The 1093-nt window shown below is 68.8% G+C and carries 1 protein-coding gene and 1 tRNA gene; one reads left to right on the top strand and one right to left on the bottom strand.

Translation table 11 applies throughout. The annotated features are described in order from the left end of the window. On the bottom strand, positions 1 to 487 hold a 487-nt coding region (locus tag EK403_RS23535; RefSeq protein ID WP_428979638.1), incomplete at its 3' end, for a Ppx/GppA phosphatase family protein. 326 nt (positions 488 to 813) lie between these two features. Between EK403_RS23535 and EK403_RS21750 the strand changes: the two genes are divergently transcribed. Next, positions 814 to 887: transfer RNA gene (locus EK403_RS21750), tRNA-Gln, on the top strand. The last annotated feature ends 206 nt before the right edge of the window (positions 888 to 1093 follow it).

Here is a 1093-nt window from a genome sequence, read left to right as displayed (position 1 = left end):
GGGGGGGGGGGGGGAGCCGCGCCTCGGTCGCGCGGTCGATGATCTCGAGCTCGAGACCCGTTTCGCTCCGCACGCGGGCGAGGAACTCGTCGCCGTTCACCGCCTGCCGGCAGGCCTCGGTCGCGATCAGCCGGGCGCGCGAGACGCCGCGCGCCGCCATCTTGTCGCGGCAGACCGAGAGCGCCGACACCGCGCGCGTGACCGCCTCGTCGGATAGCCGCCCGGTGTGGGCGAGCCCTTCGCCGAGCCGCACGATTCGCGAGAAACTATCGACCACGCGGAAGCCACGCTCGCGGTCGGGCCGGGCGACCAGCAGCCGGCAATTGTTGGTGCCGAGGTCGAGCGCCGCGTAGGTCGGGGCGGGCTGCCGCGGCGCCACGGAAGGCGGCGCGCCAGCGCGGCCTGTCGCATAGGCCGCAGCCCCCGTGGAGATCGCCGCAGATGCGTGCTCTCCGGCGCCGCCAAGCGACGCGGTGGTGTCGGACAAGCCTAAAAATCCCGGTCGGACCGCCCCGGTCCGCGCAATGGCCGCGAGCCGGCGTGATCTCACATCGTCTTTTCAGATCGAAACATAACAGGGGCGTCATCCCCCGCAAGGCGGCGACGTCCGCTTGTCGAAGACCGTCCGGTCGTGCGGGCCGGCGTCGAGGGTCAGCCGTCCATCCAGCCGCGGCCGGAAATGCGGCGAGAGGCTCGTCGAAGGTCTTGAAGCGTCCGCGTTAACCCGTTAGACGGGTCGCCGCACACCGGATGTTCAGACATTCGCGCCATGGTCCCCCGTGGGCCGCGCGACTGACGTCCGGGCGCCCCTGCTGGGGGATAGTTTAACGGTAGAACCGCGGACTCTGACTCCGCTAGTCCTGGTTCGAATCCAGGTCCCCCAGCCAGACTTCCCTCCTCGCCCACTCTCTCCACCGCTCTATTGGCGCCTCACGCCCGCAAGAACCACAAGGGTTCGCGCGGAAAGCTGTGTAGGCCGCCGCCCGGTGGGATGAGCCAAATCGGCTCTCTGAGAGCCTGTTTTCTCCAAAGCTGTGTTCTGTGATCCGGCGTGGAATTTTGACCCCGTAGGTCGGGGGATCGGCGTCCAATT

This window comes from Hansschlegelia zhihuaiae (assembly GCF_004103825.1).
Taxonomy (GTDB): Bacteria; Pseudomonadota; Alphaproteobacteria; order Rhizobiales; family Methylopilaceae; genus Methylopila; species Methylopila zhihuaiae.
Note: the sequence above shows the minus strand (reverse complement) of the source record. Positions and strands in the feature narration are given on the sequence as shown.